The organism is Pseudoalteromonas sp. SCSIO 43101, from assembly GCF_023650775.1.
GTDB lineage: Bacteria > Pseudomonadota > Gammaproteobacteria > Enterobacterales > Alteromonadaceae > Pseudoalteromonas > Pseudoalteromonas apostichopi.
Window position 1 is genome coordinate 3,102,358 of sequence record NZ_CP072673.1, and the last position, 24,750, is coordinate 3,127,107.

Genomic DNA, 24,750 nt, shown 5'->3' on the forward strand with positions numbered 1-24,750 from the left:
CTATATCAAACGTAGGAGTACGCCGTCTGACAAAATTAACGAAGGGTATTCATGCAATAGGAGGAGTTCATATAAACGGCTATAGCCATGCAAAGCAATCTCTTTTTCAGCACTGAAGAACCTCCTACGACGTATTTAGCTTAAAGCTTCAAAGCTCATTATTCCTTTCGCTTGGGATATCGCTGAAATACTCGACAAATTCCACCTCGAAACCTGCAGGATCAATGAAATATACATTTTTACGATAAGGGTTGTCTGGGCCGTGCTTATCAATCTCATAACCGGCTGAAACTAGACGTTTAATGACAGCATTAATATCGTTTGTCACGTAAGCAAAATGGGCAAGGCCAACTTGATGTCCTGCTAAATCACGGTTTTCAGCTTCACCGTTATCGCTTAATGCTAGATACTGGTAATCATCACCAAAGTGCAACCATTTACGCGGTTTGCCAGACCACTTGCTATCGCCTTGGCTACGCACACGCCAGTGCGGGAATGCCGCTTTATAAAAGTGCAGCATGGCATCAACATTACTAACAACAAGGTTTACGTGTTCTAAATACATGGCAGTTTTCCTTTTTATTTTTAAACTACCACTAAGATAAAACCTCAAGTTAAGTTTAGGTAAAGCACTTTTTCAAATAAAAAAGCCCCACTAAAGTGATAACACCGATCAGTTAAGGAATTATATTTTTCAGATCAGTTGACCGATCTTTTAGTGGCTTCAGAATACCCTCATTACTATTTTGGAATGAGGGTATTTTCTTGCTTAGTCATTGGTTGTTAGATACGGAGACATTTGTCGCTCCTGACTCCCTTTCTACATTTCAACAGCACATTCCACTTGATTGGATTTCCCAAGTACTTAAACAGACTGATAAAGCCAGTATTCGCAAACGCAAGTTACCTGCTGAGCTAGTTGTCTGGCTTGTTGTTGCGATGGGGCTCTTTCGCGACCGTCCTATTAGCGATGTTGTAGAGAAACTAGACTTAACGCTGACTGAGACGCTTGGCGATACGGTTGTGCCAAGTGCCATTCCACAAGCGAGGCAGCGATTGAGTAGTGAACCGCTTGAAGCACTGTTCAACCTGTGTGCGACACACTGGACGCAGCAAGAAGATAGTTCAGACACTTGGAACGGCTTACGTTTATTTTCTGTCGACGGGACACAGTTTCGTACCGCGGACACACCCGCTCTGAGTGAGCACTTTCACTATATTAAACATAGTAAAACACGCCATACCGAGTATCCCATCGTACGCATGTGTGCGTTGAGCTCATTGAGGAGCAGGTTGATACATCGCGTAGCGTTTGGCCCCAGCTATCAAGGAGAGGTGAGCTACGCTAAAGGGTTATCAGAATATGTCAGCGACAACAGTTTAACCATTTTTGACCGATGCTATCTGAGCGCTGAGTTACTGATTAACTGGCGTCTTCGGCATCCGGCATCTCACTGGATGGTACCAATTAAAGGCAACACGCAGTACACCATCATCGAAACCTATTCGGACTATGATTTTAAAGTTGAAATGAAGGTATCTGCCCACGCTAGAAAGCTGGACCCATCATTGCCAGAGCATTGGCAAGCAAGGTTGGTGTTGTACCCTGAGCCTATGGGGCCAGGAAAAATAAGAGGACTATTATGCTCCCTAGAAAACACAAAGGCTTTTAATACCCGTGACATTCTTGATGTTTACTTCGAGCGCTGGGAAATAGAGAATAGTTATGGCGAGATAAAACACCAGATGCTGGAAGATAGTATTCTCCTGCGAAGTCAGACAGTTGAGGGTATCAAGCAGGAACTATGGGGCATATTATTAGCATATAACCTAGTCAGGGTGGAGATAAGTCGCATAGCAAAAGAAGCCAATGTGTCGCCGCTTAGGATCAGCTTCGTTATGGCACTACGCGATATACAAGATGAAATACTTTGGTGTGCAATCGCTTCACCCGGGTCAATCCCCAAAAAGTTGAAGGCGATGAGAGAGAAAGTGAAACGCTATATTCTTCCTGAAAAAAGAAAACGGCCCAAAAGTAGGACCGTTCGCATTTCTAAAACCAGATACACCATTCAATCAAAACATGCTTAACTGAATGGTGTTACCACTAAAGTGAGGCTTTTAAAAATGATTTGTTATTTATGAATTAACTACCAGCAACTTGCATTTGTTCAATCAATACAGAGCCTGTTTGAATACCGCCACGACGCTCGATGTCACCACCTAAGCCAACTACCGCTTTAAACATATCTTTTAAGTTACCAGCAATCGTGATCTCACTCACTGGATATTGGATTTCGCCATTCTCGACCCAGAAACCAGCCGCACCACGCGAGTAATCACCAGTTACGGTATTTACACCTTGACCCATAAGTTCAGTTACTAATAAACCTGTCCCCATGGTTTTTAATAATGCTTTTAAGTCAGCATGAGTTTGCTCAACTAGCCAGTTATGAATACCACCAGCATGACCCGTTGGTGCCATAGACAGTTTGCGTGCTGCGTAGCTTGCTAAAAGGTAAGTTTGCAGCTCACCACCTTGAATAATTTCACGGTCTACAGTTTTTAAACCCTCAGCATCAAACGGTGAAGACGCTAAGCCTTTTAATAAATGTGGGCGCTCAGAGATATTCACACAGTCACTGAATACTTTTGTGCCTAAGCTATCAAGCAAAAAGCTTGATTTACGATAAAGCGCTCCACCACCAATCGCCGACACTAAGTGGCCAAATAATGAGTTAGCAATATCTGCTCTGAAGATAACAGGCACTTTCATGGTTCCAAGCTTTTGGCTATTAAGCTTAGCCAAAGTTTCTGTTGCCGCTTCTAGGCCTACTTTTGCAGCGTCATTCAAATCATCTTTATGACGCGCTACGGTATAAGCCGAGTCGCGCTGCATTTGCTCGCCTTCTTTACCAATCACCATAGTGCTAATGCTATGGCGAGTGCGCGGGTAACCTGCAATCATACCATGGCTGTTACCATAAACACGTAAACCTTGGTGAGAAGAAAAACTCGCACCATCCGAATTTACAATGCGCTCATCGGCATTCAGCGCAGCTTGCTCTGCTTGATGGCAAAGCTCAATACCTTGCTCTGGGCTTACTTCCCACGGGTGGTATAAATCTAAATCTTGCGGTGCAAACTCAAGCAACTCTTTATCAGCGATGCCATTAAATGGGTCGTCAGAAGTGAACTTAGCAATATCAATGGCTTTTTCTACCACTGTACGTAATGTTTTAGGGTTTAAATCGGCTGTAGATGCAGAGCCTTTGTTATTACCGACATAAACACTGATACCTAAGCCACCATCTTGGTTAAACTCTATTGTTTCAACTTCACCCATGCGCGTGCTGACAGACAAACCTGAAGTACTCGACATTGCCGCTTCAGCCGCAGTAGCACCTAACTTTTTTGCATGCTCCAGTACTTCGCTTACCGCGTCTTTCACTTCAGAAATGTGTTGATAAATAGGATCTTTCATCTTGTGTGTCCTAGGTTCTGATATTTTTTATAGTGTAGCGAATGCTAACACACTGAGAGACGTGCATCAGCTAATATTAATCATTAACTAAATGACGTATAATAGTGAATAGTTAAGTTTACTGAATGAGCATCCTTATGGCGAAGAAGAAAAAGCCACTAATTGAAGAAGAAATTATTTACGTATCAAAAAGCGAATTAAAACGTGAAGCCATGCAATATCATGGTTTGGGTGCTGAAATCGCAAAAATGCCGAAAAAGCAACGCGATCGTTTGCCACTCAATCATGAATTAAAAGAAGCGTTAGTTGTTTCGGATAAAGTCAGTGATAAAAGTGATGCTTATCGTCGTAACTTAAACTACATCGCAAAAGTATTACGTACAACAGAAAACGTTGATGAAATCCAAGCAATGATCGACATCATGCTTAACAAAAACAATCAAGCCGATGTTTTGATGAACAAAATCGAAACTCTGCGCGACAATCTGATCAAACAAGGTGATGAGTTGATCAATTCAACAATTGATCAATACCCTGCTCTTGAGCGCCAAAAAATGCGCCAATTAGTGCGTAGCGCCGCAAAAGAAGTGAAAGCAGAAAAGCCTGCCAAAGGTTACAAAGAGTTATTCCAGTATCTAAAAGATGCGATTATGGTTTAATCTCCTTCGCGCGAAATAAATTTCACGCCTACATCAAATGTAGGCGTCACGCTTGCTTCGGGCGTCTTAAACATCACGCAATACTCAAACTCCGCGCGAAATAAATTTCACGCCTACATCAAACGTAGGCGTCACACTTGCTTAACGCGTCTGAAACATCACACAATACCCAACCATCGCGCGAAAAAAGTTTCTCGCCTACAACCAAATACAATTCCAAAACGGGTTATCGCCAACGTGCTTAACTAATTTTGCGCGTAGAGGGTTTGCCACTACATATCGAGCTTGATGTATTAGGTCGTTTTCATCTCTGATTTGATGATCATAAAAATTACTTTGCCAGACCACGTCTTTACGCCCCTTTCTCTTACGAATAGACATGGTTACCATGCTTTTATACAGCTTAATTACTGCTGATAAGTTTTGCTGAGGGCGAAGTTGAAATATCCAATGCAAATGATCTGGCATGAGGACAAAGCAGATTGTCTCTACTTTATCTTCTAAATAGTAAATTGCTTTGGAAGCATCAACTGCATATGAGTAGTTGGCAAATATAGGTACTCGATTCTCACAACAAAGTGTTACTGAATAATAGCAATTTGAATGTGAGGTACGCCCTTTAAGTCTCTTCCTTGACGAAAACATAAACCTATCAATCCTGAAGGTAAAACCTGATCTTAGAACTTAATAATACACCTAGCCAATTTACACCAAAAATGTTTGAACCTCGCAATACAAAAACTCCGCGCGAAATAAATTTCACGCCTAGATCACCGTAGGCGTCACGCTTGCTTGGCGCGTCTTAAACGTCACACAATACTCAACCATCGCGCGAAATAAATTTCACGGCTATCTCAAACGTAGGCGTCACGCTTGCTTGGCGCGTTTTAAACATCACGCAATACTCAACCATCGCGCGAAATAAATTTCACGCCTACATCAAATATCGGCTTAAGCCTCTCCAAACAAAAAAGGCTCTGAGCGTTCACTCAGAGCCTTTTTTAAATCGATAATCAATTACCAAATTTTTACGCGATCTTCTGGTTTGATATACATCTTGTCACCTTCTTTCACATCAAATGCCTGATAGAACTCTGGCATGTTTGAAAGAATACCGATTACACGGTAATGGCTTGGTGAATGAGGGTCTGTCATTAGACGGTTACGTAACTCTTCGTCACGATATTTACGACGCCAAATCTGCGACCAACCCATGAAGAAACGCTGATCACCTGTGTAGCCATCAATGATAGGCGCTTTTTCATCACCAAGTGATAACTGGTAAGCAGTATAAGCAACGGTTAAGCCACCTAAGTCACCAATGTTTTCACCTAATGTAAGCTGACCATTTACGCTTGCATCTTCAAATGGTTTGTACTCATTATATTGAGCAACTAGCTGACCTGTACGCTCTTCAAACTGTTTAAGGTCTGATTCGCTCCACCAGTTACGTAAGTTACCGTCACCATCGTACTTCGCACCTTGGTCATCAAAACCGTGACCTAATTCGTGGCCGATTACCGCACCGATTGCACCGTAGTTAACAGCATCATCAGCTTCTAGATTGAAGAATGGTGGTTGTAAGATAGCCGCTGGGAATACGATTTCGTTGTTCACAGGGTTGTAGTAAGCGTTTACTGTTTGTGGTGTCATGTGCCACTCAGAACGGTCAACTGGCTTACCTAGTTTGTCGGTCATATCTGCATATTCCCACTCACTGTGGCGAATGTAGTTACCTACTAAGTCATCACCTTTTACTTCAAGTGCTGAGTAGTCTTTCCATTTATCTGGGTAACCAATTTTTGGCGTGAACTTATCAAGTTTTTCTTTTGCAGCAATTTTTGTTTCTGGGCTCATCCACTCAAGGTTTTCAATCGCAACTGCGTAACCTTTGATTACGTTATCAACTAACTCTTCCATGCGTGCTTTCGCTTCAGGTGGGAAGTTGTCTTTCACGTATACTTTACCAAGTATTTCACCTAACACACCGTTTGATGCATCAACTGCTTTTTTCCAAAGTGGTGATTGCTCTGTTACACCGCGCAGTGTTGTGCTGTAGAAATCAAAGTTAAGGTCTACTAACTCTTTATCTAAAAGGCCTGCATAGTTACTAACAAAGTGGAACTTAAGGTAGTTCTGCCAAGTAGCTAAGTCTGTATCGCTGTAAATACCCGCGAACTTTTCTAGGTAGCTAGGCTGGCGAATAATTACGTCTTCTGTTTTTATACCAGACGCATCAAGATAAGCAGCAAAGTCGAAGTCACCTGTCAGTTTGTTCGCATCAGCAACGCTCATCTTGTTGTAAGACTTAGTTGCATCACGGCTTTCAACACGGCTCCACTGCGCCTCGGCAATACTTGTTTCAAGATCAATAATAGCTTTAGCCGCAGATTCTGCATCAGCTACACCCGCTTTGCTTAAGATAGCTGTTACATATTCTTGATAAGCTTCACGAATTTTTGTGAATTTCTCATCATCTTTTAAGTAGTAATCACGATCTGGTAAACCTAAACCTGATTGATAAACATACATCGCGTTTTCGCTAGAGTTTTTCGCATCGTTGTTTACGTACCAACCAAAAGGTAAGCTACCGCCTTTAATGCGAAGTTCAGCCATTAAAGCAACAAGATCAGATTTGTTTTTTACTGCATCAACACTTTCAAGAACTGGCGATAATGGTTTGATGCCTGCCGCTTCACGACCCGCTTCATCCATATAGCTGTTATAGAATGCAGCTAATTTAGCTTCATCAGAGCCCGGCTTAACATTTTTGTTTGCCGCTGCTTTTTCTAGCACTTCTTTCATCGCTTTTTGCGAATCATCGTAAAGCTGAGTAAATGAACCGTAGTTTGATTTATCACCTGGAATTTCAGTTTTCTCTAACCATTCGCCGTTTACGTGATAGTAAAAGTCATCTTGTGCACGAACAGATTTGTCCATGTTCGCAAGTTCAATACCTGAATTTAAAGGTGCTTTTGCTTCAGTTACGGCCGCAGTTGCTGGTGCTTTAGTTTCTTGTTCTTTTTCACCACAACCAACAAGACCGAGCGCAAGTGCGATACTTGCCGCGGTAAGTGTTACTTTTTTCATGGGAGTCCCGTACTAATTATTTTTGAAGTATTTATCGAAAAACTAGTAAACATAATTAATCATTAGTTTTTCGCTTTCCCCATAATAAACCTCTCGCGCTAAACAATAAAACCTAATATGTAACAATTCTTATCAAAACAAGGTGAGCCGCATTTTTGAGCGGTGGGAGGGGAAAATAAACAGTAAGTGAGCATTGTAGGCGCGATTTTATATCGCAAAGTGCTCTTAATACTCACAAAGAGGATAAGAGACGCTCCGCTTAAGAGAATTTGTCTTTTGGCTTGCTCACGGAGTTTTTCAAGTTAGTTGTCGCCTCAAGTTAAATTTTATGCCGCCCGCATTTCTTCTTTTTTCTCAGGGTTTAAATTTACTTCATTTATCATTGACCAGTCTCGTGACTTTCCTGACCAACGACTTGGGTTATTCAATTTAGCTGCGTCGTTTACCTGCTGACGCTTAGCTAATATTTCTTTATCTAAACCTGAATGACGTTGGTTTGGCGTCACAAATTTTATACCACTGTGTAGGTGCTCATTATTGTACCAATCAACGAACCCACTTACCCATTCTCTTGCTGCGCTTATATCTTCAAATGCCTTTTCTGGGTATTCTGGGCGATACTTTAACGTTTTAAATAACGACTCAGAGTATGGATTGTCATTACTTACTGACGGTCGACTAAATGATGGCACAATCCCTAACTCCTGTAATGTTGCCAGTAATGTCGCGCCTTTCATTGGGCTACCATTATCTGAGTGCAACGTGACTTGCTCGCGCTTTATTTGCTCCCGACTGCAAATATCCTTCATTAAATCTGCGGCTAATTCACTTAACTGTGTGTCGTAAACCTGCCAGCCAACAACCTTTCGACTAAAAATGTCCATCACTAAATATAAGTATAAAAATTGCCCTTTTACGCTCGTTGGTAAATAGGTGATATCCCAAGTGTATACTTCATTTGCACGCACTGCTTTCAATGCTCTTGGCTTTTTCATCGGCTTAGCTGGCTTTACTTTTTCTCTATGCGTTAATAAGTTATGTGCCTTCATGACACGATAAAACGAACTTTCAGACGCTATCCATATGCCCTTATCAAGCAGCTTAGGGACTATTTTACTGGCCGGTAAATGCCCATATTCGGCTGAATTAACCGTATTAATAATGCGCTGCCGCTCTAACTCTGTGAGACGGTTTGGCGGCTGTTTTTTCGTACTCGTCCGTTTGTCAGTCATATCGTCTGCTTCAATCCATCGCTGAACGGTTCTTAGTGTCAGTCCAAGTAACTCACATGCCTTTTCTTTCCTTGCCCCTGAAGCCTGTGCGTTTGTGATAAGCGTTATTAATTCATGTCGCTCAGTCGCTGTTGTTAATCGTCCTCGTTGAAACCCCAAAGTGCATCCGCTTTTTTTTTGAGCACAAGCAGAGCGGCAGTTTCAGCTAAGGCCTTATCTTTGCGATTCAGTTCTTTTTGCAGTTGCTTTATTTCTTGCTTAAGCTGTTTACTGTCTGACTTTACTGTTTTATTTGAAGGTGGTGTTACTAAGTCTTTCTTCCATTGCTGAATATGATGCGGATAAAGCCCTATATTACGGCAGTATTCATTTATGGCGGCTTCATCTAAACTTCCACACTCAATGACCGCGTTGAGCCTTTCTTCTAAACTCCAGTCTTGTGGTCGTTTTTCTGCTGTCATTTGGCTACCCGTCTGGTGTATTTCAAGTTGATGCTTTTTTGCCAGTGCTATCCAACGTTGTAACGTTGAATAACCGACACCTAAATCATCTGCAATATCTTCTAAGCGAACATCATCACATTGAGATAATGCTTTTTCAACAGCTTGAACTTTAAATTCTTGTGTAAATTGACGTCTCATTTTATTTGCCTCTGCTAAATGTTAGAGGCGACAACTATCCTGACACAGGGGGCTCATTACCTTCTCATTCACTTCTCTTTGTGAAAAACTTATTTGAACCACAGAGACACCGAGGCGCTGCGCGCTACACAGAGAAACCAATATTTAAAAGAGGTTTGGTCTCTCCTTCTCTTCCTCTATGTTCTCTATGTACTCTGTGGTCAGAAAAAGTTAAAAACTTAAAAATAGTTATAAATCCTTCGCTTAAAAGAAAACAATATTAAGGTTTCCTCATTCTTTACTCATTCACTTCTCTTTGTGTAATTATTTTCGCGTGAAATAAACTTCACGCCTACATCAAACCGTAGGAACGGCTTTAGCCGTGAAGTATTTTTCGGCACTAAAGTACCTTATATGGACTCCTCCTATTGCACAATACCCTTCGTTAATTTTGTCAGACTGCGTGCTTATATGCGGGCTCATACTCGGCCCTTTGATGTATTCGCGCCCTTGTGCCTCTTCTCCTACTCGGTGTTTTAACACGCCAGGTACTTTACAGGCTATCAAGGGTGGGTCTAACCGCTTAACGCAGGTTCTTGGTCAATACTGTTGTTTCTGTTATCGAAGGCTAAATATTAATTTGCCAGTAGCATTGGTTCATAACTCGTGCCCTTTTTCAGCATGGCATACGCTGTCCTAACTGTTTTATTTGCTAACGCAATGGCGGCGCACTTCACACCGCGTCTTTCAACTAATGCTTTGAGCCATTGTTCTTTTTTCGTTTTTGGCTCGCGATGCTTATATGGACTCCTCCTATTGCACAATACCCTTCGTTAATTTTGTCAGACTGCGTGCTTATATGCGGGCTCATAATGAGGAGCTACCTCGGCCCTTTGATGTATTCGCGCCCTTGTGCCTCTTCTCCTACTCGGTGTTTTAACACGCCAGGTACTTTACAGGCTATCAAGGGTGGGTCTAACCGCTTAACGCAGGTTCTTGGTCAATACTGTTGTTTCTGTTATCGAAGGCTAAATATTAATTTGCCAGTAGCATTGGTTCATAACTCGTGCCCTTTTTCAGCATGGCATACGCTGTCCTAACTGTTTTATTTGCTAACGCAATGGCGGCGCACTTCACACCGCGTCTTTCAACTAATGCTTTGAGCCATTGTTCTTTTTTCGTTTTTGGCTCGCGATGCTTTAGCTGACTGATGACTGCTCTGGCTCCGAGAAACAAGTGGCTCCGTAATGTTATCTCGCCACGGTATTTGGCTATATGACCTATTCGTACTTTTCCACCACTTGAGTGCTGGCGCGGGGTGACACCAACATTGGCTGCCGCATTACGTCCACTCGTAAAATGGGCTGTGTCACTTAAGCTTATTAATAAACCAACCGCTGTGATAGGCCCGACACCCTCAAGTGCCAGTAAGCGTTCACATTGCTCATCTTGTTTTACTAAACCTATCAGTAACTCATTTAATGTTTCTTTTAATGTTGATTGCGCTTTAAATAATTCATAGCACTGAGCTATACACTGCCTTAAACCAGCGGTTAATCCATTATCGCTATCTTCTAGAATCTCAGGGATAGCTTGCCTAAACGCGCATTCTGACTGCTTGATTACAATTCCAAATTCAAGTAACAGGCCCCTGACTTGATTAGCCAACTGCCGTTTTTGCTTTTCAGCTAACGCACGCATTCGCTCGATTGATTGTAAGCTTTGCTGTGCTTGTGTCAGTGATTTACACGGGCGAACATTGGGTGAGAAAGAAGCCGCAGCTATTGCAATGACATCATTTGCATCCGTTTTCTGGCCAACTCTAAATGCTTTGACAAATCGAGGGTCTAGAATCACGACTTCATGACCAACACTACGCGCTTTGCGTGCCCAATAATGAGCACCGCCACATGACTCCATGACAACTTTACAACGAGGTGACGTAGTGAGTATGGTTAGTAGCTCTTTTCTGCTCACCGCTTTATTACTTTGTAGTTTTTGATGAAAAAACTTACCGACTTGAAAAACATTTTTTGCCAAGTCGATACTAATTAGGTTAAATTTTGACATGTATGGATTCCTTATTGGTAAAAGTAATTGTCCAATCTCTTTATACCGTACTCACCCTATTTGGGGGAGGAGTCCATACATCTCCTATGAGGTTGGCCTACAAACAACACCGTTCGGCTCAAAACTGAAAGCTGAAAGCTTATTGCTCAAACCTCTGCTTTATCTTTTCGATAATCTCAACATTGGCAGCTGGGAAGCTGTAATCATCAAGCTCGTTTAGTGCAACCCATTTGCCTTGTTGGCCTTCTGCGCCATGAGCAATGCCTGAGAAATCATCTACAATGTGCACATCTAAGCGCACACATTTATCGCCATAGTCGTGCTCAATAACCATCAGCTCTTCACTGCCATTAACCGTTAGGTTTACTTCTTCTAACAGCTCACGCTTTAGCGCTGCAAATACGCTCTCGCCCTGCTCTACTTTACCGCCGGGAAATTCCCATAAGCCGCCTTGGTGTTTGTCATCTGGACGCTTACAAATAAATAACTGCTGATCTTTATAAATAACGCCAACAGCAACATGCACTACTTTTTTAGTCATTTGTTGTTTCCTTAATCATAAAAAAAGCGACGCAAGCGTCGCTTTTTATCACCATGTTTTGGTTATTTTAATTTACCGCAACACTGCTTATATTTATTACCTGAACCACATGGGCACGGCTCGTTACGGCCAACTTTAGGCTCTGCACGTTGAGTAACTACTGCGCCTTCTGGTGTTTCGCCACCGATGTGCTCAGCTTCTTCGTGTTGATATTCACGAGGTGCATTTTCGCTACGACGATGTTGCTCTTCAACTTTCTCAACATCTTCTTCAGCGCGAACTTGTACTTTACTTAAAATACCTACAACGTCGATTTTTAAGTTCTCAAGCATTTCAGAGAATAGCTCGAACGATTCACGCTTGTACTCTTGCTTAGGATTCTTCTGTGCGTAACCACGTAAGTGGATACCTTGACGAAGGTGGTCCATCGCTGCCAAGTGATCTTTCCAATGTTGGTCTAGGCTTTGTAGCATAATCGCTTTTTCGAATTGACGTAGAACTGACTCGCCTACCATCTCTTCTTTTTGCTTGTAAGCTTGCTCAACCGCTTGTTCGATACGCTCACGAAGTTTCTCTTCGTATAGTTTGCTATCGTCAGCTAGCCATTGTGAAATTGGCAGCTCAATTAAGAAATCTTGTTTTAAGCGCTCTTCAAGACCTGGGATATCCCACATTTCCGCTAAGCTTTGCGGTGCAATGTATTGGTCAATCGTGCCGTTTAGAACATCGCTGCGAATTGCTGTGATAGTTTCTGAAATATCGCCTTCTTCAAGTAGTTCGTTACGCTGTGAGTAAACAACACGACGTTGGTCATTTGCTACATCATCGTACTCAAGTAATTGCTTACGAACGTCGAAGTTACGTGCTTCAACTTTACGTTGTGCGTTTTCGATTGCGCGGTTAACCCAAGGGTGCTCAATTGCTTCACCGCGTTGCATACCTAGTTTACGCATCATGTTAGTCATGCGCTCACCAGCGAAGATACGCATTAGCGCGTCGTCCATTGATAAGTAGAAACGGCTTGAACCTGCATCACCTTGACGACCTGAACGACCACGTAACTGGTTATCGATACGACGAGACTCGTGACGCTCAGTACCAATGATGTGTAGACCACCCGCTTCGATTACCGCATCATGGCGTTTTTGCCACTCATCTTTAATCGCTTTGATTTGTTCATCCGTTGGGTTTTCTAGCTTTTCAACTTCGCTGTTCCAGTTACCACCTAACACGATATCGGTACCACGACCGGCCATGTTAGTTGCAATGGTTACTGTGCCAGGTAAACCAGCATCGGCGACAATGTCTGCTTCTTGCGCGTGGAACTTAGCATTAAGTACGTTGTGCTTAATTTTTTCTTTACGTAAGAACTGCGATAAGTACTCAGAGCTTTCGATAGAAATAGTACCAACAAGTACCGGTTGACCTCGTTCTTGACAATCTTTGATATCAGCAAGGATTGCTTCGTACTTTTCTTCTTGTGTTAAGTACACAAGGTCAGCACGATCGTCACGGATCATCGGTTTGTTAGTTGGCATTACTACTGTGTCTAGACCATAGATAGACTGGAATTCAAACGCTTCAGTGTCTGCAGTACCTGTCATACCCGCTAGCGTGTCGTATAAACGGAAGTAGTTTTGGAATGTGATCGATGCCAGAGTTTGGTTTTCATTTTGAATGCGTACACCTTCTTTAGCTTCAACAGCTTGGTGTAAACCTTCTGACCAACGACGACCTTCCATTGTACGGCCTGTATGCTCATCAACAATAATAACTTCGTTTTCTTTAACAACGTAATCAACGTCTTTTTGATAAAGCTTGTGAGCACGAAGTGCTGCATACACATGGCTTAATAAAGTGATGCTTGATGCAGAGTAAAGTGAATCACCTTCTTGGATTAAGCCACGCTCAATCAGTAGCTCTTCAACTTTAATTTGGCCACGTTCAGTTAAGTGAACTTGTTTCGACTTTTCATCGATAGTGAAGTCGCCGTCGCCTTCAACGCCTTCTTCATCTTCTTTTTCTTGTAGCTCAAGTTCTGGCACAATTTTATTAATTTCGATGTAAAGCTCAGAGCTGTCTTCAGCTGGACCTGAGATAATCAGCGGCGTACGCGCTTCATCGATTAGAATTGAATCCACCTCATCCACTACTGCGTAGTAAAGTGGGCGTTGCACACGCTCATCAATGCTAAATGCCATGTTATCGCGAAGATAATCAAAGCCAAATTCGTTATTAGTACCGTAAGTGATGTCAGCAGCGTAAGCTACTTTCTTTTGCTGTGGCATCATGCCAGGTACGTTACAACCGACTGTTAGGCCTAAAAATTCAAATAGTGGGCGGTTAGTTTCGGCGTCACGTTTTGCAAGGTAATCGTTCACGGTAATAACGTGAACACCTTTACCTGTTAAACCACGAAGGTATGCAGGTAATGTTGCTGTTAGTGTTTTACCTTCACCAGTACGCATTTCTGCGATGCGGCCTTGATGTAAAACCATACCACCTAGTAGCTGTACGTCGAAGTGACGCATGCCATTTACACGCTTAGATGCTTCACGTACCACAGCAAATGCTTCTGGTAAAATATCATCTAGGCTTTGTCCGTTATCGTAACGCTCTCTAAATTCAGCTGTTTTTGCTTTTAAATCTTCATCAGAAAGCGCTTCTAATTGCTTTTCAAGCGCATTAATTAGAGCGACCGTCTTTCTTAGGTTTTTAATAGTGCGGTCATTGCGACTACCAAAAATCTTGGTAAATAAATTAGATATCATGATAAAACCGTTACAATATGTTCTTTGTTAGCTAGTCATTAGCCAACCCATTTTCTTCAATTGATAATTAATATGCGCTTATGCTCATGATGTAGGGCATATTAATTAGCAATTTGTCAGTACGCTGTTTAAAACACCGCTTATTTCGTGCGCTATCATACCAGAGTCTGCGCAACATCAAACCTTCTGTGTGTGAAGATATGGAATTTCGGCAAGAAAATTTAAAAATCAGCCATAATCTTTGATCTAACCCCATAAAAAAGGTGAAAACAAGACCACTGAGTAGATATGGCGACAATCGAAATAAAATCAAGATCAGCGAAGAAAAAAGGCGATTAGAGTGACGAAATTCGATTTTGTAAATGTAGGTAGTCATTTATGGCGACAATATATTATATCCTTCACCAATGACGTGCTAAAGCACGACCTACTTGCTCAGTCTGCGAAAAAAATATTTGAACCACAGAGAACACAGAGGCGCTGCGCGCTACACAGAGAAACCAATATTTAAAAGAGGCCAAGAGGCGCTTCGCTGAAGAGGAAGTAAAAATAATCTCGTGGTCTCCTCATTCTCTTCTCATTCACTTCTCTTTGCGTAAAAGTTTTTAAATTCGTAGGAACGGCTTCAGCCGTGAATTGCTCTAAACCCCCCTGTGTCAGGATAGTTGTCGCCTCTAACATTTAGCAGAGGCAAATAAAATGAGACGTCAATTTACACAAGAATTTAAAGTTCAAGCTGTTGAAAAAGCATTATCTCAATGTGATGATGTTCGCTTAGAAGATATTGCAGATGATTTAGGTGTCGGTTATTCAACGTTACAACGTTGGATAGCACTGGCAAAAAAGCATCAACTTGAAATACACCAGACGGGTAGCCAAATGACAGCAGAAAAACGACCACAAGACTGGAGTTTAGAAGAAAGGCTCAACGCGGTCATTGAGTGTGGAAGTTTAGATGAAGCCGCCATAAATGAATACTGCCGTAATATAGGGCTTTATCCGCATCATATTCAGCAATGGAAGAAAGACTTAGTAACACCACCTTCAAATAAAACAGTAAAGTCAGACAGTAAACAGCTTAAGCAAGAAATAAAGCAACTGCAAAAAGAACTGAATCGCAAAGATAAGGCCTTAGCTGAAACTGCCGCTCTGCTTGTGCTCAAAAAAAAAGCGGATGCACTTTGGGGTTTCAACGAGGACGATTAACAACAGCGACTGAGCGACATGAATTAATAACGCTTATCACAAACGCACAGGCTTCAGGGGCAAGGAAAGAAAAGGCATGTGAGTTACTTGGACTGACACTAAGAACCGTTCAGCGATGGATTGAAGCAGACGATATGACTGACAAACGGACGAGTACGAAAAAACAGCCGCCAAACCGTCTCACAGAGTTAGAGCGGCAGCGCATTATTAATACGGTTAATTCAGCCGAATATGGGCATTTACCGGCCAGTAAAATAGTCCCTAAGCTGCTTGATAAGGGCATATGGATAGCGTCTGAAAGTTCGTTTTATCGTGTCATGAAGGCACATAACTTATTAACGCATAGAGAAAAAGTAAAGCCAGCTAAGCCGATGAAAAAGCCAAGAGCATTGAAAGCAGTGCGTGCAAATGAAGTATACACTTGGGATATCACCTATTTACCAACGAGCGTAAAAGGGCAATTTTTATACTTATATTTAGTGATGGACATTTTTAGTCGAAAGGTTGTTGGCTGGCAGGTTTACGACACACAGTTAAGTGAATTAGCCGCAGATTTAATGAAGGATATTTGCAGTCGGGAGCAAATAAAGCGCGAGCAAGTCACGTTGCACTCAGATAATGGTAGCCCAATGAAAGGCGCGACATTACTGGCAACATTACAGGAGTTAGGGATTGTGCCATCATTTAGTCGACCGTCAGTAAGTAATGACAATCCATACTCTGAGTCGTTATTTAAAACGTTAAAGTATCGCCCAGAATACCCAGAAAAGGCATTTGAAGATATAAGCGCAGCAAGAGAATGGGTAAGTGGGTTCGTTGATTGGTACAATAATGAGCACCTACACAGTGGTATAAAATTTGTGACGCCAAACCAACGTCATTCAGGTTTAGATAAAGAAATATTAGCTAAGCGTCAGCAGGTAAACGACGCAGCTAAATTGAATAACCCAAGTCGTTGGTCAGGAAAGTCACGAGACTGGTCAATGATAAATGAAGTAAATTTAAACCCTGAGAAAAAAGAAGAAATGCGGGCGGCATAAAATTTAACTTGAGGCGACAACTAACTTGAAAAACTCCGCTTAAGAGAAAACAACTTATAAGATTTATAGGATCCCTCATTCTCTTCTCATTCACTTCTCTTTGTGTAAAAACAATATTTGAACCACAACACCGAGGCGCTGCGCGCTACACAGAGAAACCAATATTTAAAAGAGGTTTGGTCTCTCCTTCTCTTCCTCTAAGTTCTCTATGTAATCTGTGGTCAGAAAAAGTTAAAAACTTAAAAATAGTTATAAATCCTTCGCTTAAAAGAAAACAATATTAAGGTTTCCTCATTCTTTACTCATTCACTTCTCTTTGTGCAAATGTTCTTTAAAAATGAGGCTGAATTCAGCAACCCATTAACAAATTATCACATCACCAACAAGCAACACCATTCAGCCTCAAACTGACAGCTGAAAACTGATAGCTCGTGATTTATGAAAATTCCATCACTCCATGTTGAACTTTGCTCGTTGCCGTTATTATCAATAACCTCTATGCTGAACATGTGCTTCAAAAATAAGGATATAATTATGCATATCAAACACCACGGAGCAGTTAAGGGTGTTACAGGCTCGTGCCACCAGCTTATTATTGACGACAACAACTCAATACTCATTGATTGTGGGTTGTTTCAGGGCGAAGACAGCCACGAAGATCTCAACATCGACTTTGATATATCTACAGTAAAAGCGCTTATAATTACCCACTGCCATATTGATCATGTAGGTCGCATACCTTACCTATTTTTAGCTGGCTTTAAAGGGCCTATTTATACATCTATCGCTACCGCAAAACTATTACCAATGGTGATTGAAGACGCCTTAAAACTAGGCGTAACACGTGATGAAACCATAATAAATACCTGTATAAGAAGACTAAAACAGCAACTTGTTCCCCTCGATTTCAACAAGTGGTACCCCATCCCAGTAGGAGTGGGCTTTAGCCCCGAAGAAGTTATATCGCAAACCCAATACAACGAAGCTTTATTTAAACTCCGCCTACAACGCGCAGGCCATATTCTTGGCTCTGCCTATGTAGAAATTGAGCTTGGTAAAAAGCCAAATAACCACAGAGTGGTATTCTCTGGTGATTTGGGTGCGCCTTACACACCGTTATTGCCATCGCCTAAACCGCCCTATCGTGCCGATACGCTTGTGATTGAATCTACCTATGGTGATAAAAACCATGATGGCCGTAAGGCACGGGTAAAGGTTTTAAAAAATATTATAGAGCGAGCCGTTGCAGATAACGGCGTGGTGCTTATTCCTGCGTTTAGTATTGGCCGTACGCAAGAGCTACTATATGAGCTTGAGCAAATTATTCACTCTGCACGCAAAAATTCAATGTGGCATACGCTGCAAGTGATTGTTGACTCGCCGATGGCTGCTAATTTCACTGCTGAGTACCAACACTTTAAAACCCTTTGGGATAACGAGGCAAAAAGGCGCATAAAACAAGGCCGCCACCCGTTAGACTTTAGCCAACTGCATACTATAGATACTCATCAAGAACACATGGCACTCATTAACTTTTTAAGTTCAAGGCAGCAGCCAGCAATTATAATCGCAGCCAGTGGCATGTGCACCGGAGGCAGGATCGTTAACTATTTAGATCGGTTTTTACCTGACAAAACAACCGATATCATTTTTGTGGGTTATCAAGGCAAGGGCACGTTAGGGCGCGATATTCAAACTTATGGGCCTAGTGGTGGCTACGTTTATATTAATAACGAGAAGATTTATATAAATGCAGCAATACATACTATCAGTGGCTACAGCGCCCACGCAGACCAAAACGGGCTAATTAGGTTTGTAACGGGTATGAAAAAGAAGCCTAAGTTAATCAAAATTGTTCATGGCGATGACGAAGCTAAAGCAACCTTGGCTAAAAAATACCAAGCCCTACTGGGCGATAAAACCAAGATTGAAATAGCTACTTAGATTTATCTATTTATATTGCTTTGAACCACAGATTACACAGAGAAATAATTGTAATAAGAGGTTTTACCTTAGAGAACAGTCTGTGCCGCCTGTGGTGTAATTCGATTTGAATAATTTGAACCACAGAGTACATAGAGGCGCTGCGCGCTACATAGAGAAGAAAACTCTAATTAAGAGAACGTTTTACCTAATAAATCTGAGGTTACAATTAGATTTGAAGCCAAGAGAAAAACTAAACTTGAATTCGCTTAATACCATCCACTAACCTTGTAACATTAAAGTTAATAAGCAAATCTGTTTTGATGTCGGTTAATTTTAAATATGTAATTAACTGTGCTGTGTGAATGGGTAAAAGCTTTTCTACTACTTTCAATTCGATAATTAGCGACTTTGGAAGCAATATGTCAAGTCGATACCCAGCATCTAAACAGACACTCTTGTATGAAATAGGTAACTCAACTTGGTTAAGTGGTGAAAAGCCAACTTGCAGCAATTCATATACCAAGCAACTTTCATAGATAGACTCTAATAAATCTGGCCCTAATTGTTTATGTACCTCAATAGCGCACACTATTACTTTACGGGTAATTATATCCATTTCCATATAGCCATCCTTGCTAATATTGAACATTTAAAAGCTGTTTATAATGTAAGAATAGCTTAAATTATCTTACTAATAATACGAAAAATACTTTTTGAACTACAGAGCACACCGAGGCGCTGCGCGCTACATGGATAAATAAAATATTAAACAGTAGGCGTCACACCTGCTTGGTGCGTCTTATATACAACACCATTCCATCAACCAATGTCTGACCCACAAACAACACAATTTAGCTGAAACCTAACGGCTGAAAGCTTAAAGACCTCCTTCTCTTCCTCTGTGCTATCTATGCTATGCCCTCTGCGGTTCTAATTAGATTAAAGACATAAACACTCTGAACCACAGAGCACACCGAGGCGCTACGCGCTACATAGAGAAAATTAAATTAATTCTAAAACTCATAAAACACCGGGCTGAAGATAAAGCACCTTATACCTCTTTCTCTTCCTCTGTGCCCTCTGTGGTTCAAAGCTCTTAAAATTTTGGTATCCAAAACATCCCACAAACTAACATAACACTACCAAACAGCTCTTTCTGAGTTTTTAGTCTTGCCGTATTTACCTCTGTGTTCTCTGTGTCCTATGTGGTTCAAAAGAGATCTTACGTGCATAATAAATTTCAGACCTACGGTATCAAATATCACTTTAGTATAGAGTCTACACATTCACCTTAAGTCTATTAATTATCTCAATCTGTAATCCTCACCCCCTTTGTGTTTAAAATTCTATCTAATAAACAAAAACGCCTACACAATGTGTAGGCGTTTGAATATTTCAGAAACTCAAAAACAGATTAAACTGCTTTCAAGCGACTCACTTTAGGTGTAACGATATCGTTTAAAAACTCAGAGAACTCATCACCAAGTTTTTCATCACGCATACCGTACTCAATAATCGCTTTTAAATAACCTAGCTTGTCACCGCAGTCGTGAGCTCGGCCACTCATGTGGAAAGCCTCAACAACTTCTGTTTTCATTAGCTCATCTATGGCATCTGTTAATTGAATTTCGCCACCAGCACCTGCAGGTGTTTTAGCAAGTAAGGGCCAAATAGCTTTTGATAAGACATAACGGCCAACAACCGCTAAGTTAGATGGTGCTTCTTCAGCCTTTGGTTTTTCAACCATAGTTTTAATTGGTGCGCTTTCGCCCGCTTTAATTTTAACGCCACCGATATCAGCTATACCGTACTTATGAACACTTTCTTGCGGTACAGGTTCAAGCATGATCTGGCTTGCTTTAACATCTTTAAAACGCTTAACCATCGCGGCAATGTTTTCGGTTTTTTGATCCGCGGTGTAACCATCTAAAATCACGTCTGGCAGTACTACAACAAAGTCGTCATCACCCACGATAGGTTTTGCACATAACACTGCGTGACCTAGGCCCATAGCTTCGCCTTGGCGAACATGCATAATGGTTACATCTGGCGGGCAAATAGAGCGGACTTCTTCAAGCAGTGTACGTTTAACACGCTTTTCAAGTGTTGCTTCTAGCTCAAAGCTGGTATCAAAGTGGTTTTCAATGGCGTTTTTAGAGCTGTGGGTTACTAATACAATTTCTTTTATACCAGCCAAAATACATTCGTTAACGATGTACTGAATAAGCGGTTTATCAACTATAGGTAACATTTCCTTTGGAATAGCTTTAGTCATTGGAAGCATACGAGTACCAAGGCCCGCAACTGGAATCACAGCTTTCATAATTAGTCCCTTATTTAATAATTTAATCTACAATAACACCAAACTAACAGTACCAAAGTAGATACAAGCTGAATGGTTTTTAATTTTATTTTTCGTTAAAACCAGTAATCACAAAGAAATCCTGAGGCGCTTCGCTTTAGAGAAAACAAAAAGCATTATTATCACTTCCTCATTCTCTTCTCATTCTTTTCTCTTTATGCAAATTTTGTAAAAACACTTTGAACCATAGAGTACACCGAGGCGCTACGCTTTAGAGGAAACAACAAACATTATTATCACTTCCTCATTCTTTTCTCATTCACTTCTCTTTGTGAAAAATATTTTCGCGCGAAATAAATTTCACGCCTACGATACCGCCTTTTCCTTAATCACTACCAAACAAATCACGGGTATAAACCTTGTCGGCTACATCTTGCAGCTCATCAGCCATGCGGTTCGATACAATTACATCAGAGATACTTTTAAGCTCATCAAGATTTTTAATTACACGCGAATTAAAAAATGCTTCGCCCTCAAAGGTTGGTTCGTAAACTACTACCTCAATGCCTTTTGCTTTAATACGCTTCATAATGCCTTGAATGGCAGACGCTCTAAAATTATCAGAGCCCGACTTCATTACTAAACGATAAATACCAACTACCTTAGGGTTTTGTTTAATAATTGAATTTGCAATAAAATCTTTACGGGTCGTGTTGGCATCTACAATCGCGCGAATCATATTGTTAGGTACGTCTTGGTAGTTAGCGAGTAGCTGCTTGGTATCTTTAGGTAAACAGTAACCGCCATAACCAAACGATGGATTGTTATAGTGCTTACCTATGCGAGGGTCTAACCCTACGCCTTCAATAATTTGTTTTGCATCTAGGCCATGGCTTTCTGCATAGCTATCTAGCTCGTTAAAATAAGCTACACGCATTGCCAAATAAGTATTCGAAAATAACTTAATAGCCTCTGCTTCGGTTGAGTCTGTATATAAAATATCGATATCAGTTTTTACAGCACCTTCTGCCAATAAATTTGCAAATGTTTTTGCTCGCTCACTTTGCTCACCAACAATAATGCGTGATGGATGTAAGTTATCGTAAAGTGCTTTACCTTCACGTAAAAACTCTGGCGAGAAAATAATATTATCTGTGCCAAAGTGCTCTTTAACCGATTTAGTGTAACCAACAGGGACGGTTGATTTAATCACCATGGTTGCAGTAGGGTTAATTGCTAATACATCGCTAATCACCGACTCAACTGAGCGAGTGTTAAAATAATTTGTGTCAGGGTCGTAGTCTGTTGGGGTAGCAATTACAACAAATTCAGCATTTAAAAGGGCTGATTCTTTGTTAGTGGTAGCAGTAAAATTAAGCGGCTTATTAAACAAAAAGTCGCTTATTTCAGTATCAACAATCGGTGATTGCTTGTCTTGTAATAAACTAACTTTTTGTTCGTCTATATCTAGGGCAACTACTTCGTTATGCTGCGCAAGCAACATTGCATTCGACAGGCCAACATAACCAGTACCCATTACTGCTATTTTCATAAGGTTATCCATTAAAGCTGATTAAAAGTAGAGCTATTCAAGCTCTCAATATGAATAGCTCATACTTTACCACTTTTATGTTTATAACCACTAATATCCTTTAAAATTATGGTTAATAATTTCAAAGAATAACAATCTGAAGTTAACCCTTTAAATTAACGACTTTACTCATTGAAAGTTCATGAATTGTGTTCTGTTCTTTACTTTGTTTAGCATTCCATACTAAATCGCATATGCCATCGGTAGGGTTAAAGCCTGTAGGTGCGTCTAATAGTAGCTGACGAATTGTTTCGTGATCAAAATTATGGCAAGCAATATCAAATGCCTCTAAAAATACATTAATTTCGGCAAGCGGCAGCATTACTTCATTGGCGGTCATAATTCGCTCGTGGCAAGTTTCGCCCACATTACTGCCTATTAATAACTCTTCATAGAGTTTTTCGCCCGGGCGTAAGCCTGTGCACTCTATAGCAATATCACCATGTGGGTTAGTACTGCTTTTAACCTCAAAACCCGATAAGCGAATCATTTTTGTCGCAAGGTCTTTAATTTTTACGGGTTCGCCCATGTCGAGTACAAATACATCGCCGCCTTTCCCCATAGCGCCGGCTTGTATTACTAATTGGGCCGCCTCTGGAATGGTCATAAAAAAGCGTGTTATATCTTGGTGAGTTAAGGTTATTGGTCCGCCTTCTTTAATTTGCCTACGGAATAATGGCACTACAGAGCCGCTTGAACCCAATACATTACCAAAACGAACCATGCAAAAACGGGTATTATGCTGTTTACCTTTATTTTGCGCTAAACCTTGTAAGCATAACTCGGCCATGCGCTTAGTCGCACCCATAACATTGGTTGGGCGTACAGCTTTGTCGGTAGATATAAGTACAAAGGTTTCGACTTTAGCATTCATAGCCGCCTTAGCCGCATAGTAGGTACCAAATACGTTATTACGTACACCTTCAACCACATTGTGCTCAACTAAAGGTACATGTTTATAAGCGGCAGCATGGTAAACAGTGTGTACACCAAAGGTGGTCATTACCGTCTCAATGCGGTTAATACGCTGCACAGAACCCATAATTGGCACAAGTTCAATACCAAGCTCATTCGCTTGAATATATTCGCACAACTCTTTTTCGATTGAGTATAAACCAAACTCGTTTACCTCAAACAAAATAAGCTGTTTAGGTTGCTGCTTAATAATTTGCCTGCATAGCTCAGAGCCAATAGAGCCACCAGCCCCGGTAACCATAACTACTTTATTTGTTATATTCGCAGCCATTAGCTCAGGTTTTGGCTCTACCGAATCACGGCCTAATAAATCTTCTATTTCCACTTCTCTAAATTCAGAAAGCTTAGCTTTACCCTCAACAATATCGGCCATGCCAGGAATCGACAGAATTTGTATTGCTAAAGGCTCAAGTAAAGCTAAAACTTCTTTACGGCGAGAGCGACTCTCGCTTGGCATAGCCAGTAATATTTTACCAATGTTGCGCTTATCAATTAGGGTATGTATGTCGTTAAATGCATATACAGGCACGCCTTGAATAATTGAGCCTTGCTTTGTTACGTCATCGTCTATAAATGCGCGTACATGGTACTCTGGGCCAGCCTCTAGCGCCGTTGCTAATTGCCTACCTGATGACCCAGCACCATAAATAATCACTTGCTCTTTATGTGAGGTAGACATTTTTCCAATCATAGCGCGCACTACAATACGTGAACCACCCACAGTTAATAAACAAAGCCAAGCAAAAATAAAAGGCATAGAACGGGGCATCATCACCCCTAAAAAAAACGAGAATATAACCAGCGCTACAGTGGCAACTAAGGTGCCAATAACAATCGCCCAAAGAGCTTGAGCGTTCATATAACGTAGCACCGCACGATATAAACCAAGGTTAACAAAAGTAATTAATGAGGTAGGCAACAGTAAGCCAAGTACAAACCAGTACTCAAGCACATATAAAGGAGCCATGCTGTCGAGCCGTACAACTAAGGCTAGCCAAAAGGCCGAAAAAATAAAAAATGAGTCAACAACTAGAGTTATAGCGCGCTTTTTAGAACGAGGCGCGTTAAAGATAGAGTCTATTATTTTATCCACTTGAAATCCCTTTTGTATTAAGCTTGAATTATCAGTTGTCCTAACTGAGCAAAAGCTTAATGATTGTTATACATCCATATAATATAGCTAGTGAGAGTAAAAATCACCAAAAACTAATACATTTTCACTAATTATTGATTTTTAAAGAAA

At 41.1% G+C, this 24,750-nt stretch carries 16 protein-coding genes and 1 pseudogene; 4 read left to right on the top strand and 13 right to left on the bottom strand.

Annotated features, from left to right (window positions below):
- Positions 1-148: 148 nt before the first annotated feature.
- Entirely contained in the window at positions 149-565 is a 417-nt protein-coding gene (locus J8Z25_RS14385; RefSeq protein WP_250661253.1) for a VOC family protein, read from the bottom strand.
- A 200-nt stretch (positions 566-765) separates the two neighbouring features.
- On the opposite strand from J8Z25_RS14385, the gene J8Z25_RS14390 reads away from it, so the two are divergent.
- Positions 766-2,091, top strand: a complete 1,326-nt coding sequence (locus J8Z25_RS14390) for an IS4 family transposase (protein WP_250661254.1) — start codon at positions 766-768, stop codon at positions 2,089-2,091.
- Between the two features lie 55 nt (positions 2,092-2,146).
- Here the strand turns inward: J8Z25_RS14390 and pmbA are convergent, their stop codons facing one another.
- Entirely contained in the window at positions 2,147-3,484 is a 1,338-nt protein-coding gene (pmbA, locus tag J8Z25_RS14395; protein ID WP_130050509.1) for a metalloprotease PmbA, read from the bottom strand.
- Between the two features lie 137 nt (positions 3,485-3,621).
- Between pmbA and yjgA the strand changes: the two genes are divergently transcribed.
- The gene (yjgA, locus tag J8Z25_RS14400) at positions 3,622-4,143 is read left to right on the top strand and encodes a ribosome biogenesis factor YjgA (protein WP_130050508.1); all 522 of its coding nucleotides are present in this window, start codon (positions 3,622-3,624) and stop codon (positions 4,141-4,143) included.
- Between the two features lie 198 nt (positions 4,144-4,341).
- Here yjgA and J8Z25_RS14405 read toward each other — a convergent pair whose 3' ends face one another.
- From J8Z25_RS14405 to secA, 7 genes and pseudogenes are all read right to left on the bottom strand, one after another.
- Positions 4,342-4,788, bottom strand: coding sequence for an REP-associated tyrosine transposase (locus J8Z25_RS14405; RefSeq protein WP_250661255.1), 447 nt, complete (start codon positions 4,786-4,788; stop codon positions 4,342-4,344).
- 372 nt (positions 4,789-5,160) lie between these two features.
- The gene (locus tag J8Z25_RS14410; RefSeq protein ID WP_130050506.1) at positions 5,161-7,233 is read right to left on the bottom strand and encodes a M13 family metallopeptidase; all 2,073 of its coding nucleotides are present in this window, start codon (positions 7,231-7,233) and stop codon (positions 5,161-5,163) included.
- 326 nt (positions 7,234-7,559) lie between these two features.
- Positions 7,560-9,106 (bottom strand): IS3 family transposase gene (locus J8Z25_RS14415; protein ID WP_250661090.1). Its coding sequence is split into 2 segments (ribosomal slippage): positions 7,560-8,626 and positions 8,626-9,106, totalling 1,548 coding nucleotides; the frame shifts between segments, so codons are not numbered across the junction.
- Between the two features lie 614 nt (positions 9,107-9,720).
- Positions 9,721-9,879 (bottom strand): annotated as a pseudogene (locus J8Z25_RS14420) (IS110 family transposase); the annotation flags it as partial.
- Positions 9,880-10,120: 241 nt separating this feature from the next.
- On the bottom strand, positions 10,121-11,155 hold the full coding sequence (locus J8Z25_RS14425; RefSeq protein ID WP_250661256.1) for an IS110 family RNA-guided transposase: 1,035 nt from the start codon (positions 11,153-11,155) through the stop codon (positions 10,121-10,123).
- Between the two features lie 139 nt (positions 11,156-11,294).
- Positions 11,295-11,696, bottom strand: a complete 402-nt coding sequence (gene mutT, locus J8Z25_RS14430) for an 8-oxo-dGTP diphosphatase MutT (protein ID WP_250661257.1) — start codon at positions 11,694-11,696, stop codon at positions 11,295-11,297.
- 62 nt (positions 11,697-11,758) lie between these two features.
- Entirely contained in the window at positions 11,759-14,467 is a 2,709-nt protein-coding gene (gene secA / locus J8Z25_RS14435; RefSeq protein ID WP_130050504.1) for a preprotein translocase subunit SecA, read from the bottom strand.
- A 699-nt stretch (positions 14,468-15,166) separates the two neighbouring features.
- Here secA and J8Z25_RS14440 point away from each other — a divergent pair.
- Positions 15,167-16,713, top strand: a protein-coding gene (locus J8Z25_RS14440) for an IS3 family transposase (protein WP_250661090.1) whose coding sequence is annotated in 2 segments (ribosomal slippage) — positions 15,167-15,647 and positions 15,647-16,713 — 1,548 coding nt in all. Because the reading frame shifts where the segments join, the coding sequence is not laid out codon by codon here.
- 534 nt (positions 16,714-17,247) lie between these two features.
- A complete protein-coding gene (locus J8Z25_RS14445; protein WP_250661258.1) occupies positions 17,248-18,657 on the top strand; it encodes an MBL fold metallo-hydrolase RNA specificity domain-containing protein in 1,410 nt (469 codons plus the stop codon).
- A 232-nt stretch (positions 18,658-18,889) separates the two neighbouring features.
- Here J8Z25_RS14445 and J8Z25_RS14450 read toward each other — a convergent pair whose 3' ends face one another.
- The 4 genes from J8Z25_RS14450 to J8Z25_RS14465 all read right to left on the bottom strand — a co-directional run bounded on the left by J8Z25_RS14450 (position 18,890) and on the right by J8Z25_RS14465 (position 24,600).
- Positions 18,890-19,261, bottom strand: a complete 372-nt coding sequence (locus J8Z25_RS14450) for a GxxExxY protein (protein ID WP_250661259.1) — start codon at positions 19,259-19,261, stop codon at positions 18,890-18,892.
- Between the two features lie 792 nt (positions 19,262-20,053).
- On the bottom strand, positions 20,054-20,962 hold the full coding sequence (galU, locus tag J8Z25_RS14455; protein WP_250661260.1) for a UTP--glucose-1-phosphate uridylyltransferase GalU: 909 nt from the start codon (positions 20,960-20,962) through the stop codon (positions 20,054-20,056).
- Positions 20,963-21,326: 364 nt separating this feature from the next.
- Positions 21,327-22,493, bottom strand: coding sequence for a nucleotide sugar dehydrogenase (locus tag J8Z25_RS14460; protein ID WP_250661261.1), 1,167 nt, complete (start codon positions 22,491-22,493; stop codon positions 21,327-21,329).
- Between the two features lie 142 nt (positions 22,494-22,635).
- Positions 22,636-24,600, bottom strand: a complete 1,965-nt coding sequence (locus J8Z25_RS14465) for a polysaccharide biosynthesis protein (protein WP_250661262.1) — start codon at positions 24,598-24,600, stop codon at positions 22,636-22,638.
- Positions 24,601-24,750 lie beyond the last annotated feature (150 nt).

Coding starts and splice junctions, on each gene's coding strand:
- secA (WP_130050504.1), bottom strand. CDS start 14,467: ATGATATCTAATTTATTTACCAAGATTTTTGGTAGTCGCAATGACCGC.
- J8Z25_RS14460 (WP_250661261.1), bottom strand. CDS start 22,493: ATGAAAATAGCAGTAATGGGTACTGGTTATGTTGGCCTGTCGAATGCA.
- J8Z25_RS14425 (WP_250661256.1), bottom strand. CDS start 11,155: ATGTCAAAATTTAACCTAATTAGTATCGACTTGGCAAAAAATGTTTTT.
- J8Z25_RS14445 (WP_250661258.1), top strand. CDS start 17,248: ATGCATATCAAACACCACGGAGCAGTTAAGGGTGTTACAGGCTCGTGC.
- pmbA (WP_130050509.1), bottom strand. CDS start 3,484: ATGAAAGATCCTATTTATCAACACATTTCTGAAGTGAAAGACGCGGTA.
- galU (WP_250661260.1), bottom strand. CDS start 20,962: ATGAAAGCTGTGATTCCAGTTGCGGGCCTTGGTACTCGTATGCTTCCA.
- J8Z25_RS14410 (WP_130050506.1), bottom strand. CDS start 7,233: ATGAAAAAAGTAACACTTACCGCGGCAAGTATCGCACTTGCGCTCGGT.
- yjgA (WP_130050508.1), top strand. CDS start 3,622: ATGGCGAAGAAGAAAAAGCCACTAATTGAAGAAGAAATTATTTACGTA.
- mutT (WP_250661257.1), bottom strand. CDS start 11,696: ATGACTAAAAAAGTAGTGCATGTTGCTGTTGGCGTTATTTATAAAGAT.
- J8Z25_RS14405 (WP_250661255.1), bottom strand. CDS start 4,788: ATGTTTTCGTCAAGGAAGAGACTTAAAGGGCGTACCTCACATTCAAAT.
- J8Z25_RS14385 (WP_250661253.1), bottom strand. CDS start 565: ATGTATTTAGAACACGTAAACCTTGTTGTTAGTAATGTTGATGCCATG.
- J8Z25_RS14450 (WP_250661259.1), bottom strand. CDS start 19,261: ATGGAAATGGATATAATTACCCGTAAAGTAATAGTGTGCGCTATTGAG.